Genomic DNA, 16,203 nt, shown 5'->3' with positions numbered 1-16,203 from the left:
GGGCATAGTGAGGTGTGTCGCGTCTCACAATCTCAAGCACCGGTGGCGCCGTTTTCGGGCGCCGGCCTGATCGCTCCGTCCCCCGAAGTGGCGAGGTAAAGGGCGGCGCCGAGCATGATCGTCGCCCCAAGCATGCCGACGAACGATGTCCGCTCGCCCAGGAAAAGTGCCGCGCCCAGGGCGCCGAACACGCTTTCGGCGCTGACGATTACCGCTGCGTGGCTGGCCGAGGTGAAACGCTGGGCAATCGTCTGGATGCCGAAGCAGACGGCTGTAGAGAATACGCCGAGCACAAGCAGTTGCGGCCAGGCATCGAACGCATTGGCAGGCGACAGATTGCCGTGGAAGAAGCCGAGCGGCAGGCTGATCACCGCCGCGCCAAGGAACTGCGTCGCCATGGCGGTGAACGGGCGTCCATAGGTCTGCGCATGACGACCGAGCTCGACCATCCAGAGCGCGTAGCAGCCCGCTGACAGCATGATCGCCACATCGCCCTGGTTGAAGCTGGCGATGCCGCCGGACAAGAGCAGCGCGCCGACCAGCGTCAGGCCGGCGGCGAAGCCGACAGCCGCTGTCAGCCGCTCGCCGATCAGCAGCCACGCCGCGAAGGGCGTCATCACAGTCGCCGTGCTGACCAGAAAGCTGGCATTCGTCACCGACGTGCCGAGATAGCCGATCTGCTGCAGGACGATCGCGATTGCAAACAGCACGCTGACCCTTGCCAAGCTCGCGCGATAGAGACCGCCCGGCGGTCGCCGGGCTTCGGTGGCGATCAGCGGCAGCACCAGGATCCAGCCGATCAGGCAGCGCATGCCGACCGCGCTCATCGGGTCGAGATAGTCCAGAATGGTCTTCTGCGGAACATTGCCGAGGCCCCACAGTGCCGCAGCGACCAGCAGAAGAAGATTGGCGTGCAGCTTCGACATCGTTTCCCCTCGCTTTGACGCGGGGAAGGTGGCCGAAGCCAGCTTACGGATCGCCTACGCTGAAAAATGACCGCCGGCACAAGGCCTCTTTGCTTCGCTCCCGAGCGAAAACCCTGCCTTGACAGTAACATTGAGGTTTCATATTTTGTTTTCGTGAAACGCATTTGCGCATAGTCTCACAAGAAGAGCCTTGGAAAAGATGAGCATGGCGTTGCGGGCAGTCCCAAGATTTCTCGACGAATTGAGCACTCTTGGTGGCCTCAGGGGGACCGATATTGCAAACATCACCGAGGTGTCGAAAGCCACGGTTTCCCGATGGAAGGCCGGAGACATCAAGCCGCAGCCGCGAAGCGAGCTTATCCTGTCGGACCTGCATTACATCGTTGGCCGTTTGCAGGAATTCTACGAGCCAAGCGAAATAAGGACATGGCTTTATGCCCGGCACCCCCAATTGAACGGGGAAAGAGCGATCGACCTCATTCACGATGACCGCAGCATCGACGTCCTGAAGGTCATCGATCGGCTTGAGAACGAGGCCTTCCTTTAATTGGCCGTCGGGCGGAAGCGACGTGACAGCCAGCTCATTGACGCCATCGAGGCGATCGCTCCGGTCGAATACTCCGGAACGGTCTGGCGCGTGGTGCGCCAGGGCCGCGATCCGATCCAGTGCTCGAGCTCCGGTGGCCGTTGGGATGATGGAACATTTGATGTGCTCTACACCTCCGAAAGGCGGGAGGGCGCACTAAGCGAAATGAGATTCCACCTTACGCGCGGGCAACCGGTGATCCCCTCACGCGTCAAGTACAATCTTTTTGAGATTGATCTGGCGTTGGGACGAGCTCTCAGACTGCTCGACCTGGCTGCATTGCAGGCACTCGGTTTGGATACTTCGCGATACGGGCAACTTTCCTATCAAGAGAAGAACGCTGAATATCCCAGGTCGCAAGATATCGGCGAGGTTGCGCATTTCCTCGACTATGACGGCCTGATCGTCCCGAGCGCTCGATATGATTGCCTGAATGTCATTGCCTTTTGCGATCGGCTGCCGCCTGAAGCGATGACAACCAAAGCCGATCATGGAGAAATCGACTGGACATAGCGCTTGGCGCCGGCTCGCACATGTCGCAGCAGAATCAGTTGCGCGATTGACGGTTGTCGTCGTCGCCGATCTCCCGTTGTTGGGAGATCGGCGGTCGCCCCTAAATCAGCTTCTCCAGCGTGATCGGCAGATCCCGAACTCTTTTGCCAGTGGCGTGGAACACCGCGTTGGCGATCGCCGGAGCAACGCCGACGATGCCCAGCTCGCCAACGCCCTTGCCGCCGAGCACCGAGGAATGCAGGTCGGGGATGCCGACCGAGATCACCTCGATGTCGGGAATGTCGGCATTGGTGGCGATGAGGTAGTCGGCCAGGTTGTTGTTGACGATGCGGCCATGGCGGCGGTCGACGATGCCTTCCTCGAGCAGCGCCTGGCCGATGCCCATGATGATGCCGCCCTTCCATTGGCTTTCGGCGAGCTTGGGATTGTAGAGCCGGCCCGAATCCAGCGCCGACACCACGCGCGACACGCGGACCGTGCCGAAATCCTCGTCGACGCGCACCTCGATGAAATGCGCGCACCAGCTGTGGCGGGAATAGTCGCCCTCGGTATGCGGCAGCGCCATCGTTATGGTCGTATTGTTCTTGTAGCGATCCTCCGCCGTCCAATTGGCCGGCGTAGTGTCGCCCATCGCCTCGATATGGCTGCGTCCGACGCTGCCGAGCAGCTCGGCGATGGAGACCTCAGGGCCATCGCCGCGCGGCGACTTTATGCGGCCATTGGCGACCACCAGCGTGTTGGCCTGCAGGGCATGGAACGGTGAATTTGGATCGCTGATCGCCAACCCGACCAGTTGGTCGAGCGCGGCGGTCGCCGCCTTGTGCACGGCGCCGGTCATCACGCCGGCCAGCCGAGACCCGCCGGTGACGCCGGCGCGGGCATAGCGCGAGTCACCCAGCTTCACCACGACGTTCTCAGCCGGCACGCCCAACGTTTCGGCGGCGGTCTGCGCCAGGATCGTATAGGTGCCCTGCCCCATGTCGATGCTCGAGCTTTCGACCTCGACCGAGCCGTCGGCGAGGATGCGCACCATCGCCTCGCCATAGGCGCGCCGCACCGGATAAGTGCCGGCGGCAACACCCCAGCCGATCAGCTGGTTGCCGTCGCGCATCGAGCGCGGCTCACGTGGGCGCTTCGACCAGCCGAAGGCTTCCGCGCCAACCGCGAAGGCCTCGCGCAGCTGCCGTGTCGACCATTGCTTTTTCGCCTCTGGATCCTGCTCGGCATAGTTCCTGAGCCGGATTTCCAGCGGGTCGATGCCAACCTCATAGGCGAGCTCGTCGATGGCGCTTTCGATGCCGAAGGCACTCGGGTTCTCGCCTGGCGCGCGCAAAGCGCCCGGCACCACGGTGTTGACCCGCACGACATTCTGCCGCGACGAGAAATTCGGCGTTTGATACATGATCGAGGTGACCGAACCGAGCGGCTCGACCCACATGCCGTCCACCGAAGTCTCGTTGACGCCGCGGTGCACGATCGACTGGATCCGTCCCTCGGCGTCGGCGCCGAGCGCCACCGTCTGGCGCGTCGCCGCGCGTCCGCCATAGGCGGTGAAGGTCTGCGGCCTGGTGACCGCCAGCTTCACCGGCCGTCCGAGCATCTTGGCGGCCATCGCCGCCACAGCTCCGTAGCCGTAGGCGAACGCCTTGGAACCGAAGCCGCCACCGATATAGGGCGAGACCAGCCGCACATTGTCGAACGGCACGCCGAACCATTCGGCATAGGTCCGCGCCATGCCGTCGAGCCATTGGCTGGGCTCCCACACGGTCAGCCGGTCGCCCTGCCAGTGCGCGATCAGGCCGTGCGGCTCCATCGGCGCCTGGTATTCGCGCGGCGTGTTGTAAGCCGCACAGATCCGCACCGGAGCAGCGGCGAAAGCCGCTTGCGCGTCGCCCCATTCCTTGGTCATCGTGTCGACCGGAATGCCGTCGCCGGCCTTTGGGTCATCGAGGTCGACGATGGCCGGCGTCTCGTCATAGCTGATTTTGACAAGTGCTGCGGCCGCGACCGCCTGCTCGAAACTTTCGGCAACCACCGCCGCGACATGCTGGCCGCTGAAGGTGATGTCGCGCGCCAGCGGGCAATAGGGAGCATCTGGCGGCGGCGTGCCCAGCCAGTCCGTCGCGGTGTTGAGGCGCAGCACATTGTCCGGCGTCAGCACCAGAAGCACGCCCTGTGCGCTTTCAGCCGCTGCCGTGTCGATCGAACGCACCTTGCCGGCGGCGATCGTGCTCTCGACGAGAACGGCATGGCTCAGCCCTTCGAGCTGCTGCTCGACGGCGTATTTTGCGGCACCGGTGATCTTGGCCGGGCCATCGACGCGCGACAGCCGCCCGCCCACTGCTTCCGCCAAAACGGCGCCGTCCGATGCGTCGCCCCTCTTTGAATCACCCTGTCTGGTTCTGATCTCGTGAACGGTCATGCCGTTTCTCCAACTTTAAGGATGGCGCGAGCGACGACGCGCGGCGCCAGTTCGATCTTGTAATGGTTGGCGCCGTGGTCGACGGCGCCCTCGATGGCGAGCAGGCTGGCTTGCTTGACGATATCAGCCTCCAGCAGCTTGCCTTTCAGCGCCTCTTCCACGGCGCGAGCCCGCCATGGTTTGGTGGCGACGCCGCCGAGCGCCACACGCAGGTCACGGATCGTTCTTCCGTCGGCTTCGAATTCGATGCCGACAGCAGCGCTCGCGGCGGCAAACTCATAGGATTGCCGGTCGCGGACCTTCAGATAGGTCGAACGCCCTGCGGCGGCCGAAGCAGGAATGCTGATCGCGGTGATCACCTCGCCCGGTCCGATCGCATGTTCCCTGTCGGGCGTGGTGCCCGGCAGCAGAAAAAAGTCGTCGACCGCGACCTGACGGTCGCCGAGATGGACCACCGCGTCGAAGGCGACCAGCGCCGTCGCCAAATCGCCCGGATAGGTGGCGATGCAGGCTTCGCTGGTGCCGAGCACGGCATGGCCACGGGTGACGCCGCCGATCGCCGAACAGCCGCTGCCGGGCGAGCGCTTGTTGCAGGCGGGAAAGTTCGCGAGATCGCGGAAATACGGGCAACGTGTGCGCTGCATCAGATTGCCGCCGATGGTCGCCATATTGCGCAGCTGCGCCGACGCCGCCTGCCACAGCGCTTCCGAAATGGCGGGGAACCGGCTCTTGATGCCGGCGTGGTCGGCGACGCTGCTCATCCTTGCCAGCGCGCCTATGGTGGCGCCCCGGTCGTCGACCGTGATCGCATCCAGCCCCTTGAGATGGGTGATGTCGACCACGGTGTCGGGTTCGGCGACGCCGCATTTGGCGAGATCGACAAGCGTCGTGCCGCCGGCCAGCAGCATGGCGCCGGGCAGCGCCGCCGCCTGGCGTGCCGCATCGACGGAATTGGCGCGCAGATAAGAAAAGTCCCTCATGACGCGACCTCCAGTGCAGCCTGGCGCACGGCGGCGACAATGTGCGGATAGGCGCCGCAGCGGCAGAGATTGCCGGCCATATATTCGCGGATCTCGTCATCCGAACCGGCATGGCCTTCGCGGATGCAGGCGACAGCCGACATGATCTGGCCCGGCGTGCAGTAACCGCACTGGAAGGCATCCTGTTCGAGGAAGGCGGCCTGCACCGCGTGCAGCGTGCCGTCGTCCTGGGCAAGCCCTTCGATTGATGTGACCGCCCTGCCCTCGGCCTGGCAGGCAAGCGTCAGGCAGGCCAGCACGCGCTGGCCGTCGATATGGACGGTGCAGGCGCCGCATTGGCCCTGGTCGCAGCCTTTCTTGGTGCCGGTCAGGCCGAGATGGTCGCGCAAGGCGTCGAGCAGCGTGACGCGCGGCTCGACCTCCAGTTCATGGCGATGTCCGTTGATGTGAAGTTGGATGGGAGTTTTGCTTGTCATGGGGCGTCTGGCTCCAGTTGCTTGACGCGGAGGGTTAGGGGCGAAAGCGGCGGAGTAATCTCCCCCCTTGAGGGGGAGATGGCGGGCAGGCCAGAGGGGGTCGCCTCGCATGGAGCGCCAACCTCCACTGTCGCAGGAGGTCGCGCCCGGTCGAACCGACCCCCTCTGTCGCCTTTGGCGACATCTCCCCCTCGAGGGGGGAGATCACGCTTTCGCCGGCTTGCAGGCTTTCAACACGTGACATACCGGTTCCCCTGATTATATGATAAGGGTGCTCCACTAAAGCGGAGGCGCCTCCGTTTATTACGTGGGGGCTGAACCCGTCGGGTTCAAGCCCCGTATTGCAGTGGAGAAAAAATTGGCTTCGCAGCCGCCCGCAACCGCCAGAGAAAAGCCCGACGCGACAGCGGCAAAACCGTTGCGCGCCGATGCGCAGCGCAATCGCGACGCGCTGGTCGAGGTCGCGGCAGTGGCCTTCGCCGCGCATGGCGTCGATGCCTCGCTGGAGGAGATCGCGCGTCAGGCCGGCGTCGGCATCGGCACGCTCTACCGGCACTTTCCGACGCGCGAGCATCTGGTCGAGGTGGTCTACCGGCGCGAAGTCGAAAGCCTGTGCGCGGCCGCAGACGAGCTTGCCCTTCACCATCCGCCTGATATCGCGCTGGAACAATGGATGCAGCGCTTCGTCGATTACATCGCCACCAAGCGCGGCCTGGCGACGAGCCTGCGCATCCTGCTCAACACCAATTCAACCCTGTTCTCCGACATGTCCGGCCGGGTGTCACTCGCTCTGCGGCAGCTGATCGATGCGGCGGCGGCCGACGGCTCGATCCGCAGCGATGTCGACTCCTCCGACGTGTTGCACGCGCTGGGCGGCATCTATTCGGCGCCCGACACCGACGACTGGCGCGACCGCTCGCGCCGGCTGGTGTCGCTGTTGATGGATGGGCTGCGGTTTGGGGCGGGCAGGCCGGCGAAGGACAGCCGGTAAAGGCTGGCCACCGAAAACATGGCGCTGGGGTTATAAATACTCGCGGACAAACATGCCGGCGCTGCGAAGAGCGCGCCAACCGGCATTCAACCCCGCATTCCAAACCGGCCAAGCGTGAATCATATGTGGCCAGATTTCGAGGCGGACCTTGACGTCAGCCCCGCCAGCGGCTTCCGCAAGCCGAGTTGCGTCCGCCAGCAGCGTCTCGGCCGAACCGACCTGTATCAGCATTGGGGGATATCCGCTCGGATCGGCGAACAACGGCGAGATCAGGGGATCGCGCCGACCAACGCCATGGGGAACATAGGCGGTTGCCAGCTCCTCCAAATACGCCCGGTGGATGATAGGGTCGATCGCGTCCTTGGTTGATAGTGTCGCGCCGGACATCGAAAGATCCGTCCAGGGCGAAATCAGCCAGAGACACCGCGGCAACCGCTCCCCTGCCGCGGACAATATACTGACCAAGCACAGGGTGAGGTTGCCGCCCGCACTGTCTCCGCCAACCACGATGCGATCCGGCGCGATCCCTTGCCGGCTTAGAAAGCGCCATGCGGTGAGTGCGTCTTCATGTTGCGCAGGGAAAGGATATTCCGGTGCGCGTCGATAATCGATCGCGAGCGTGCGCATTCCCATTGCCCGACCTGCTTCGGTCACCATTCGACGATGGCTTTTGAGAGAGCCGGAGCAGTAGCCACCACCGTGAAAAAAGAGCAGAACCTTGTCCTTGTCACTCTCAGGCGCCAGGGACCACTCCCCCTCGAGGCCATCGAAAGCCGCATCCTCGCATCGGATGTCGTCCGCAATCGGCCACGCCGAACCAACCTCGTCGAGCCGCGCCCGGCGTTCGTCCCAGCCCACCGGTCGCGGCTTTGACGTCAACAAACTGCGGACGGCGTTGATCTCCGTCAGATCGAGGTCTTCGTCCACATAGCTCATTTGCTTCCCTAGCCTCAAACCGGCGGACAGCAGCAGCCACACGTCATCAACCGCCGATGCCGGCGCCATGGCGAATACACGGGACGACAGGTCGCCCGTAAACCCGCTCGTCATCTTTTAGCACTGCCCCCGCAAATGGTCGAACCTCGGGAACATCGTGTTCGGGTCTTCCAAGACATTGCCTTACGAACATGTAGGTGTTGAAGCTGAATGGTATTAGTCTGCGCGATCTGAGGCTTCGGGGACGCGGCAAAGGATGGATTTCAACTCAGGCCAAGGCTACTTCCTCATCGGCAGCCTCATTTTGGTCGGCGCCGGGCTGCTGATCCTTTCGCTGATCGTCAATGTTCGTGTGGCGCACAATGTGCGCCACGACATACGCCATCGTGAAAAGCTGTTGGAATATTATCGCAACATCTTTTCCCAGCTCGGCGTGATCCTGATCGGCATCGGCGTTTCCCTGTTCATCTTCTTTTTTCAGCAGAATTATCAGGACCAGCGCAAACGCGAAACGGAGCTCCAGCTGGTTCTCGCCAAACTGGCCGCGCGCATTGCTCGCGGCGCCGCCGTGGTCGAATACCTCGGCGAATTCGATGCGCTGCTGGATGATGGCGGGCCTTATATCAGCCCGGAACTCGGCGGAACGAACGCCGCGATCAGTGCACACGGGGCGGAACTCGGCAAGCAGGTCGCCAGTATCCTTTTGGTTGAACGCGACGTTGAGGTTCAAGCGTTCGAGATCCTGAACCTGTCGCGCGATTTCGAAGCATCGTTCGTCGTCAACGAACTCAATCCCGCGCTGTGGTTCAACATCGTCCGGGACGAGAGCGAGATCAAATATTCCACCACGCAGCTCGCCCTCGACTACAAGGACCTGCAGGATGCGATCGGCGGAGAACCGATCGCGGTTGCGATCGCAAATCCTGAAAAGGAGGCAAAGATCAAGCAGGAGGTGCTCGACATCTTCTATGACGCCGACCTCTTGCGCCAGCGCAGCAGGAGACTTCTCGGCCGTGCGTGCTGGCTTTTCAGCCAGGGGCGCAGCTTCGTCAATCTTGGACCGGTCAACGAGATCGAAGCCGATGCCAGGTCGCACCAGGAATGGATCGACCGGTCGAAACCTTTCCTGACGCAGTTGAAGTCGGGAGGCGGAGATTGCTTCAAATTGCTCCAGTTCGGCCCGGCCGTCTTGAACCGGCAAAGGTGAGCCGATGAGCGCGGGCTAATCACCCACGCGCCGCAGCGTGCCAAGATGATTGCCGTCGAGAAATTCCACCGTTATGGCCGACGCCTTGCCGTCGGGGCCGACGACAAAGCTTACGCCAGACGGCGCATCCGGCGTCTCGGCGTCCGGATAGGTCAGGAACATGTCCCGGTCGAAATGCTCCAGCGAATAGGATCGGGCGCCGTCCGGCCCGACCTTGAGCACAAGGCCGTCGCCCTCGCTCGACACAACAACGTCGCCGATGAAGTCGTTGAAATAGCGGCCCTTATAGGCGCTGGCCGGTCCGGCCGCGCTTGCCGGAGACGGCGGCGCGGCATAGGTGGCCTTGGCGGCAGCGACTGCCGGGCCGAACAGACCCGCATAGGTGTCGTCCCACGCCTTGACCCAGTCCTTCTCGATTTTGCCGTCAAAGGCCATATCGGCGAAGCTGTCGGACAGCCCTTCCGGCACGCCTGTCGAAAAGGCGTTGGCGACGATGACGATGCCAAGCTTCTCCTCCGGGAAAAGCGTCACCAGGGTGCGGGCGCCGACGCTGAAGGCGCCGGCATGGCCCCAGCTCAGGCCGTGACGGCCGAATTCGATATTCCAGCCGAGGCCGTAGAAGGACTCGCCGCCGGAGACGGGGTTCTTGCCGCGCGTCATCAGGGGAACATGCGTCTCAGCCAGCGCATCGGCGGCAATCAGTGGCTTGCCGTCATAGACGCCATTGCCGAGCACGAGGCGCACCCATTGCGAGAGATCGCGTGCCGTGGAGCTGACGCCGCCTGCGGGCGCCTGCGCATCGGGATCGCGCTTTACCTTCGCGGCCCAGGCGCCGTCGATCTTGACGTGGAGCGCGGCGCGATTGGCGTGCTTGATGAAGTCCGCATGACGGGAACTGGTCGAAGCCATTCCAAGCGGACGGTAGAGCTTCTCCTCGGCGATCTCCTCCCAAGGCTTGCCCGTCGGCTTCGCGGCCGCGACGGCACCCTCGGTCAGGCCGAAATTGCTGTAGGAGTAGCCGGCACGAAAGCTCGACATGGACGGCACGAAACGCAGCCGATGCAGGATCTCCGCGCGGTCGTAGCCAATGCCCTCGAGGTCGTCGCCGGCCGTGCCGGGAAGTCCGCTGCGGTGGGCGAACAGGTCGCGGACCGTGAGTTCGCTGGTCGGATAGGGCTCCGACAGCCGGAAGCCCGGATCGAGGTCGGCGATCTTCGCATCCCAGGAAACAATCTCGTCGCTGACCAGCGCCGCCACTATCGTGGCCGAGACCGGCTTGGAGAGCGAGGCGATCTGGAACACCGTGTCGACGTCGACGGCCTCCGGTTTGCCAGCCTCGCGATGCCCGAAACCCTTGAGGAAGATCACTTTGTCGTCATGGACGACCCCGATGGCGAGACCAGGCACCCCACCATCCGCGACGACGCCTTCGGCGAGCGCCTCGAGCTTCGACAGGGCGGCAGCGATGCGGTCGGGCGTAATGGTGTCGGCCGACGCCGCATGCGGCGAAAGCACCATGACGGCGATGAAGGCCCACATCCCCCAACGGCGGAGAGTCCGATCCAGTCGCACGCTCCAGTTCCTCCCCTGCATTTACCAGTTCATAGTACAGGGCCGCGCAGGAAAGGCCAATCCTCGCCTGAGCGGTAAAGCCAAGTCCGCTGCGCTGCCCCAAGCGCCGTCCCTGGAACCAGCCGGTCAACGGTATCGAACCGACCACCGCTCAGCGGCAACGACCGTCATGAAGAACCCGATCGACAACAGCGATGAGAGCACGATAGCGGCGTAGAGCCGGTCGGACTGATAGTTGAAGGTCGCCTGGATAATCAGCGCGCCGAGACCTTTGTCGGAGCCGATCCATTCGCCGACGATCGCGCCGATCACCGCGGTCGCCGAGGCGATCCGCAGCGAAGCGAAAAGCATGGGCAGTGCGCGCGGCAGGCGCAGGCGCCAGAATATTTCCCAGCGCGTTGCCGACAGCACCCGGAACAGCTCATGCTCGCTGGCGCTCGCCGATTCCAGACCCCGGATCATGTTGATGAGCGTCGGGAAGAAACAGATCACCGCCGCGATCACGATCTTGGGCAGCATGCCGAGGCCGAAAATGAGAATGACGACCGGGGCCAGCGCCAGGACCGGGATCGTATTGAAGAACAGCACGACCGGAAAATAGGCCGCCTGAAGCGTGCGGCTGTGAACGAAGACGATCGCCAGCAGCACTGCGGCGAGGTTGCCGAGGACGAAGCCGGAGAGCGCCTCAATGGCCGTCGGCCAGAGGTTCGACAGGAGAAGCGATCCGTTCCTGGCAAACACGCCCGCTATCGCGGTCGGCGTCGGAACGATGTATGCGGGCACGCCGGCGAGCGGCAGCAGAACCTGCCATGCAAGAATGAGCGAGCCGGCGCCGAGGATCGGCAGCACAGTCTGTGCGAACGGCGAAAGCGGGCCGCGATTCACGAGGCCGCTCCAAGGGCCGAGCGCATCGTGGCCATTGCCGCGACGATCGCCGGATCCTCGCGCGAGCATCTGTTGTCAGGCCCCTTCAGCGGACGAAGGTCGTGGTCGGCGACGATCCGTCCCGGATGGGCTGCAAGCACGATCACGCGCTGCCCGAGATAGACGGCTTCTGCAATGGAATGCGTGACGAAGAGCACGGTCGTTCCGGTCCGCCGCCAAAGGTTCAGCAGTTCGTCGTTGAGGCGATCGCGGGTGATTTCGTCAAGCGCGCCAAAGGGCTCGTCCATCAGAAGCAGACGCGGCTCGCCAAGCAGCGCCCGGGCGATCGCCAGCCTTTGGCGCTGTCCGCCGGAAAGCTGATGCGGCAGGCGCTCAGCGAGTGCCGACAGGCCGACGAGTTCGAGCAGCTCGTCGGCCCGGTCGTCAATCATGCGCGACAGGCTGCGGCGGCCCACCTGGATCGGCAGCCGCACATTCTCGCGCGCCGTGCGCCAAGGCAAAAGGGTCGAGTCCTGGAAGACGAAGCCCACGCCGCGGCCGGAGCGCACAGCCGACGGTGTTTCGCCCATCACGCGTATCGTGCCCGCGAGTGGCGCCAAAAGATCGGCGACAACCCGCAGAAACGTCGACTTTCCGCACCCCGAAGGCCCGAGGATCGACAGGAACGTTCCGGCCTCGACTGTCAGGTCGAGACCGGAGATCACCGTCACGGGCGAGTGCCGGCCGGGATAGCCGACGTCGAGCCCGGAGGTTTCGATAGCCGGCGCGGCCATCAAGAGGCGGGCGCGCCGAGCTTCGGCCGATCAGCCGCACTGAGTTCGAGCACCTTCGTCGTATAGACGTCCTCGGCCTTCGGCCTGCCGTTCGGATACTGGCCAATTTGGTCAAGCAGCGCGATCTGGCTCTCGATCGAGGCAGGATCGAACGTGCCCCAGCCATCCTTTTTCGTGTTGTCGTCGAACGACAATTTCAGCACCAGTGGGATCGTCTTCTTTTCCCAGCCCGCGTCGATCTCGGGATAGGCCGCGACAAGCTTGTCGACGGCCTGCTCGGGATTGGCGTGGACCCAGCCCCATCCCTTGGCGACCGCGCCGATGAATTTCGCCAGGGTCTCGGAATCGGATTCGATGGCGCTGTCGGTCGCGAAGTACACGTCGGCATAGGACGCCAGGCCCAGTTCCGACAACAGAAGATCGATGCGATCATCGCCGACGACGCTGAGCGCCTGCGTGTTGGTGATCCAGCCGCCGATCGCATCCACGTCGCCACGGACGAGCGGGGCCTTGTCGAACCCGACATTGACGATAGTGACCTCGGAAGGGTCGATCTTGTTCTTCGCGAGCATCGCGTCGATGGCGAAGCGCGCGGTCGGCTGCGTGCCGATCCGCATGCCCTTCAAATCCACCACCGACCGGATCGGCTTCGCCGGTTTCGACGTCAGCGCATAAGGCCCGGTGCGATAGCCGCAGGCGATGATCTTTATCGGAACGCCGCTCGCCCGCGCGGCATAGAGTTGAGGCGATTCCGAGAATTGGCCGAGCTGAGCGGCACCGGACACTACCGGTGGCACGGTGGCGGCGTTTGGTCCGCCGGGGCTGAACTCGACTTCGAGCCCGGCCTCTTTGAAGTAGCCATTGGCGATTGCTGCGACGTCGCCGATCTGGCCGTTCGACATCAGCCAGTCATATTGGACGACGAGCTTGGCAGCTGCCGAGGCGCTGGCGCCAAACAGCTGAAGTCCCGGCCCGAAAGCCGCCAGGCTAGCAGCGCCGGCCTTCAGGATCGATCTGCGATTCCACTGCGATGTGTTCCCACTCATCTTCTTGCTCCGTTGTTGGACTGTTTTGATGCGGCGCGGCCCTTCTTGCGAGGCCGTCGCGATCGGATCATCCTTGGGTGTCGTGATAGTCGCCCGGTCCCGCGCCGGTCCAGGCGTAGAGCTCCCACAGCGTCCCGTCCGGGTCGTGGAAATAGGCGCAGCGCGCGTTCCAGACATAGTCGCCGGGAGGCCCGACGAACGGAACTCCCTTGTCCGACAGTTCGGCGTAGAGCCGGTCGACCTCGCCGGCGCCGCGCCGAGGGATTTGTCGATTTTCATTCCGAGCGCGTGACGCTCGCCGCATGGGAATTGGATCACATCAATCGCCACTGCGGCGTCTCGAATGTCCGCTCTCCGAAGCAGGCGCATAAGGCGTGCGTTGCCATGGAGCTCGAAAGCGTCTGATCCGGTAGCCGAGCTTCTGCGTGTAGAAGTCGATGGTGCGGTCGATATCCTCCACAAGGAGGCAGATGTCGGTGATTGCCTTGGTCTGCCCGAGCGACATGGTCATTTGCCTCGATTGATCTTCGCGGTGAGTTCGACGCCTACGCGCGATGCCGCGCCATCGATGTGCCGGCGCATCGCCTCGCCGGCAGCCTGCGGATCATGCGCGGCGAGCGCGTCGTAGATCCGCACGTGCTCGGCGACGTTGACCTCGACCAGGTCGTGCAGCGGGTTGGTAAGGCGGGCATAGTGGATCGACTGGCGGATCTGCTCGCAGACGAAGGAAATGAAGGTGTAGATGTAGCTATTGCCCGTGGCCCGGGCGATCGCCCGATGGAAAAGGAGATCGGCCTCGATGCTGCCATCCTCCCAGCGCTCCTCGCCGCCCATGCGGTCCAGCGCAGCCTTGATTGCGTCAAGATCATCGGATGCGCAGCGCGCTGCGGCCAGCGTGGCGGATTCGGTCTCCAGAATGCTGCGCAGCTCAAAGAGCTGCTCCATGTTGCGCTGGTCTTTCAGCGCTTCGCGGTCGATCCGGATGGCTGTCCGCTGTTCCGGCGCCATCACGAATGCGCCTATGCCCTGACGCGCCTCGACCATGCCATCGGCGCGAAGCTGCGCGATCGCTTCCCTGACAACATTGCGGCTGACGCCGAATTTGTCGGCGAGCTGGCTTTCGGTGGGTAGCCGGGCTCCCGGGATGATATCGCCGCCCTCGATCTCGCGGCTCAGATGCGAGGCGACACGATGCGGAAGCGCCTCCACGCTGCCTATGATGGACGAACGCTGCTTCATGCGGCTTCCCCTACAAATCGCCTCGATCAGGCATGAGACATCCGGGATTGAACAGGCCTGCCGGATCGAAGGCTGCCTTGATCGCGGTATGTAGCTGCCGCTCGCGCTGGGACAGACCGGCCCAGAACACATGGCTGCGGCTGCGGCCGACGCCATGCTCGGCGCTGAACGAGCCGCCGAGCGCTCCGACCAGTTCATAAAGTTGGGTCAAAACCGCCTGGCCCACGTTCCTCGCTTCGCCGGGCTCGCAATCGATGGGAGGCAGCACGTTGAAATGGATGTTCCCATCGCCCGCGTGACCATAGGTTAGGGATGTCCAGCCTGGCCACTCGCGCACGATACACGCGCGTGCTTGCTCAATCAGCTTCGGCACCTCGCTGAGGCGAACCGAGAGGTCGGTGCGGACATGAAAGCCACGCCGCGCCTGACCCTCGACCAGGCCCTCGCGGATGGCCCAGAATGCGGCAGCCTGCGAGCGGCTTTGCGCGACGACGCCGTCCCTGATCAGGTCGGTCTCTAGGGCGCGCGCCAGCATCGTTTCAAGAAGTCCGCCGGCATCTATCCCTGGCCCGCAGGCGAGTTCGACGATCGCATGAACCGGGCACGCTTGCGTTAATGGCGAGCGCAGGTTCGGATCGATGAGATGGACCAGCGGCAGGCACTCCTCGCCGATGACCTCAAACGCGCTGAGAAGGTCGGAGCAGAGATGCCTCGCCATGCGGAAAAGCTCGCATGCCTGGCGGAAGCTGCCCAGTCCCACATAGGCGGTCTCGACCTGCGTCGGCCGGGGCGAGAGCCTTACCTCTACGCCCGTGACGATCCCGAGCGTTCCCTCCGAGCCGATCATCAATTGCTTCAGGCTGTAGCCGCGATTGTCCTTGCGCAGCCCATTCATGCCGTTCCACAGTGTGCCATCCGGCAGGACCGTCTCAAGCCCAAGCACCAGATCACGCGTCATGCCGTACCGCAGCACATTGATGCCGCCCGCATTGGTCGCAACATTGCCGCCGATCGTGCACGATCCCTGCGCGCCAAGCGCGAGAGGGAAGGTCATGTCGAATGCCTCAGCGGCGTCCTTGACGTCCTGCAGCACGGCACCGGCATCAGCTTGCAGCGTGAAGTCCAGCGGATCGACGGAGCGTATCCGGTTGAGACGCTCAAGCGACAGCACGGCATAATCCGAATTGTCGGGAATGGCGCCGCCGGCAAGTCCGGTGTTGCCGCCTTGCACGACGATGGCGACACCGCTCTGTGAGCACCATCTCACAAACGCCTGGACGTCTTCCACGGATGCTGGGCGCACGATGAAGCGGGCGCTTCCGCGCCTGTCGCGGCTCCAATCGATGAGGTAGCGTTCTGCCAGCGGCGACTGTCCGTCGACTAGCGCATCAGCCGCCAACTGCACAGGCAGTTCAATTGCCCCAGAAGCTTCGAGTTGAGATGGGCGATCCGCGATCATGGAGTCCCATCATACGGTCATCCTACAACTTGGCAAGCCTCCAATTCGCCTTGGTCATTGTGATATCCGGTAGCGTCAGTTTGAATTTCGGCTATGGGGTGAGCGGAAGCCCGAGGCTGGCACGAGGAACGGCCGCATTGCGGACTTTGCGGAAGTTCAAGGCGACGTCGGCTGACGTCCGCAGTCGGACGC

The 16,203-nt window shown here is 63.5% G+C and carries 17 protein-coding genes; 4 read left to right on the top strand and 13 right to left on the bottom strand.

Translation table 11 applies throughout. From position 1 onward, the window contains the following. Window positions 1-32: 32 nt before the first annotated feature. Window positions 33-926, bottom strand: coding sequence for a DMT family transporter (locus tag ABID19_RS02445; protein ID WP_354487720.1), 894 nt, complete (start codon window positions 924-926; stop codon window positions 33-35). A gap of 205 nt (window positions 927-1,131) precedes the next feature. On the opposite strand from ABID19_RS02445, the gene ABID19_RS02440 reads away from it, so the two are divergent. Then, window positions 1,132-1,473 (top strand): hypothetical protein, encoded by a 342-nt coding sequence (locus ABID19_RS02440; protein WP_354487718.1) that lies wholly within the window; start codon window positions 1,132-1,134, stop codon window positions 1,471-1,473. Next, on the top strand, window positions 1,474-2,025 hold the full coding sequence (locus tag ABID19_RS02435; RefSeq protein ID WP_354487716.1) for an RES family NAD+ phosphorylase: 552 nt from the start codon (window positions 1,474-1,476) through the stop codon (window positions 2,023-2,025). It abuts the gene before it with no gap. Window positions 2,026-2,125: 100 nt separating this feature from the next. On the opposite strand, the gene ABID19_RS02430 is transcribed toward ABID19_RS02435, so the two are convergent. Genes ABID19_RS02430 through ABID19_RS02420 form a run of 3 tightly spaced genes read right to left on the bottom strand, consistent with a single transcriptional unit; the run spans window position 2,126 to window position 5,903 of the window. Then, window positions 2,126-4,447, bottom strand: a complete 2,322-nt coding sequence (locus ABID19_RS02430) for a xanthine dehydrogenase family protein molybdopterin-binding subunit (RefSeq protein ID WP_354487714.1) — start codon at window positions 4,445-4,447, stop codon at window positions 2,126-2,128. Next, window positions 4,444-5,427 carry an FAD binding domain-containing protein gene (locus tag ABID19_RS02425; protein WP_354487712.1) on the bottom strand — a complete coding sequence of 328 codons (984 nt, stop codon included), beginning with the start codon at window positions 5,425-5,427 and terminating at the stop codon, window positions 4,444-4,446. Before ABID19_RS02425 ends, ABID19_RS02430 begins: the two co-directional genes overlap by 4 nt. Next, window positions 5,424-5,903 (bottom strand): (2Fe-2S)-binding protein, encoded by a 480-nt coding sequence (locus tag ABID19_RS02420; RefSeq protein ID WP_352937875.1) that lies wholly within the window; start codon window positions 5,901-5,903, stop codon window positions 5,424-5,426. The genes ABID19_RS02425 and ABID19_RS02420 overlap by 4 nt, the downstream gene beginning before the upstream one ends. A 358-nt stretch (window positions 5,904-6,261) precedes the next feature. Here ABID19_RS02420 and ABID19_RS02415 point away from each other — a divergent pair, with 358 nt between their 5' ends. Next, window positions 6,262-6,894, top strand: a complete 633-nt coding sequence (locus ABID19_RS02415) for a TetR/AcrR family transcriptional regulator (RefSeq protein ID WP_354487711.1) — start codon at window positions 6,262-6,264, stop codon at window positions 6,892-6,894. Between the two features lie 30 nt (window positions 6,895-6,924). Here the strand turns inward: ABID19_RS02415 and ABID19_RS02410 are convergent, their stop codons facing one another. After that, complete coding sequence (locus ABID19_RS02410) at window positions 6,925-7,830, bottom strand: alpha/beta hydrolase (protein ID WP_354488277.1); 906 nt, start codon at window positions 7,828-7,830, stop codon at window positions 6,925-6,927. Between the two features lie 256 nt (window positions 7,831-8,086). On the opposite strand from ABID19_RS02410, the gene ABID19_RS02405 reads away from it, so the two are divergent. Then, window positions 8,087-9,037, top strand: a complete 951-nt coding sequence (locus ABID19_RS02405; RefSeq protein WP_354487710.1) for a hypothetical protein — start codon at window positions 8,087-8,089, stop codon at window positions 9,035-9,037. Between the two features lie 15 nt (window positions 9,038-9,052). Here ABID19_RS02405 and ABID19_RS02400 read toward each other — a convergent pair whose 3' ends face one another. The 8 genes from ABID19_RS02400 to ABID19_RS02365 all read right to left on the bottom strand — a co-directional run bounded on the left by ABID19_RS02400 (window position 9,053) and on the right by ABID19_RS02365 (window position 16,011). After that, a complete protein-coding gene (locus ABID19_RS02400) occupies window positions 9,053-10,609 on the bottom strand; it encodes a serine hydrolase (RefSeq protein ID WP_354487708.1) in 1,557 nt (518 codons plus the stop codon). 126 nt (window positions 10,610-10,735) lie between these two features. Continuing rightward, on the bottom strand, window positions 10,736-11,494 hold the full coding sequence (locus ABID19_RS02395; RefSeq protein ID WP_352937869.1) for an ABC transporter permease: 759 nt from the start codon (window positions 11,492-11,494) through the stop codon (window positions 10,736-10,738). Beyond that, a complete protein-coding gene (locus tag ABID19_RS02390) occupies window positions 11,491-12,267 on the bottom strand; it encodes an ABC transporter ATP-binding protein (RefSeq protein WP_435528675.1) in 777 nt (258 codons plus the stop codon). The genes ABID19_RS02395 and ABID19_RS02390 overlap by 4 nt, the downstream gene beginning before the upstream one ends. Further along, window positions 12,267-13,313, bottom strand: a complete 1,047-nt coding sequence (locus tag ABID19_RS02385; protein ID WP_354487705.1) for an ABC transporter substrate-binding protein — start codon at window positions 13,311-13,313, stop codon at window positions 12,267-12,269. The genes ABID19_RS02390 and ABID19_RS02385 overlap by 1 nt, the downstream gene beginning before the upstream one ends. Before the next feature lie 67 nt (window positions 13,314-13,380). Beyond that, window positions 13,381-13,617 carry a VOC family protein gene (locus ABID19_RS02380; RefSeq protein ID WP_354487703.1) on the bottom strand — a complete coding sequence of 79 codons (237 nt, stop codon included), beginning with the start codon at window positions 13,615-13,617 and terminating at the stop codon, window positions 13,381-13,383. 15 nt (window positions 13,618-13,632) lie between these two features. Further along, window positions 13,633-13,818 (bottom strand): VOC family protein, encoded by a 186-nt coding sequence (locus ABID19_RS02375; RefSeq protein WP_354487702.1) that lies wholly within the window; start codon window positions 13,816-13,818, stop codon window positions 13,633-13,635. Between the two features lie 2 nt (window positions 13,819-13,820). After that, window positions 13,821-14,552: a FadR/GntR family transcriptional regulator gene (locus ABID19_RS02370; protein WP_354487700.1), complete on the bottom strand. Its 732-nt coding sequence runs from the start codon at window positions 14,550-14,552 to the stop codon at window positions 13,821-13,823. Between the two features lie 10 nt (window positions 14,553-14,562). Beyond that, window positions 14,563-16,011 carry an FAD-binding oxidoreductase gene (locus ABID19_RS02365; RefSeq protein ID WP_354487699.1) on the bottom strand — a complete coding sequence of 483 codons (1,449 nt, stop codon included), beginning with the start codon at window positions 16,009-16,011 and terminating at the stop codon, window positions 14,563-14,565. Window positions 16,012-16,203: the final 192 nt, after the last annotated feature.

This window comes from Mesorhizobium robiniae, assembly GCF_040545535.1.
In the GTDB taxonomy this organism is placed as follows: domain Bacteria; phylum Pseudomonadota; class Alphaproteobacteria; order Rhizobiales; family Rhizobiaceae; genus Mesorhizobium; species Mesorhizobium robiniae.
Note: the sequence above shows the minus strand (reverse complement) of the source record. Positions and strands in the feature narration are given on the sequence as shown.